Source organism: Amycolatopsis sp. SID8362 (assembly GCF_010550475.1).
Taxonomy (GTDB): Bacteria; Actinomycetota; Actinomycetes; order Mycobacteriales; family Pseudonocardiaceae; genus Amycolatopsis; species Amycolatopsis eburnea.
This window is the reverse complement of the sequence record NZ_JAAGNB010001496.1, coordinates 1-617: the sequence shown is the minus strand read 5'-3', so window position 1 is coordinate 617 and position 617 is coordinate 1. Positions and strand designations below refer to the sequence as shown.

General features: G+C 73.6%; 2 protein-coding genes. One reads left to right on the top strand and one right to left on the bottom strand.

Going from position 1 to position 617, the window contains the following annotated elements:
* The coding region (locus tag G3I65_RS45825) for a LysR family transcriptional regulator (RefSeq protein WP_160701656.1) at positions 1–217 on the bottom strand (217 nt) is incomplete at its 3' end.
* A gap of 75 nt (positions 218–292) precedes the next feature.
* On the opposite strand from G3I65_RS45825, the gene G3I65_RS45820 reads away from it, so the two are divergent.
* Positions 293–617, top strand: a 325-nt coding sequence (locus tag G3I65_RS45820; protein WP_239071847.1) for an MFS transporter, incomplete at its 3' end; no start/stop codon positions are given.

Here is a 617-nt window from a genome sequence, read left to right as displayed (position 1 = left end):
CCAGCAGCGACCGCACGCGCGGGGCGGTGCGCAGCGCGAACGGCGTCGGGGCCATCCCGCGCCCGGCGCGCACCAGGATCGGGTCGTTCATCGCCCGCCGCAGGCGGCCCAGCGCGCGGCTCGTCGCCGGGATGGACAGGTTCAGGCGCTCGGCCGCGGCCGTGACGCTCCCTTCCCGCAGCAGCGCGTCGAACACGCGCAGGAGGTTCAGGTCCATGGTTGCACTGTACGCAAACCTGCCTTGACGAAGTTGCGTGGCACGCCACCCCATGACGTCCTTAGCGTCGGCCGCATGGAGTTCAAGAAACTGGTCGCCCTGATGTGCGCGTGCGTCGTGCTCGTCGTCGGGATGGTCGCGGCGGTCAACCTCGCCGTCCCGATGCTCGCCGCGAGCGCGCTGCACCCGTCCGCGTCCGCGCTGGTCTGGATCGTCGACAGCTACGTCGTCGTGTTCGCCTGCCTGGTGATCCCCGGTGGCGCCGCGGGCGACCGGTTCGGCCGCAAGGGCGTCCTGCTGGCGGGCCTCGGCCTCTTCGCGGCGGGCGCGCTGGTGTCGGCGCTGGCCCCGGACGTCGTCGTGCTGCTCGCCGGCCGGGCGCTCACCGGCGTCGGCGCGG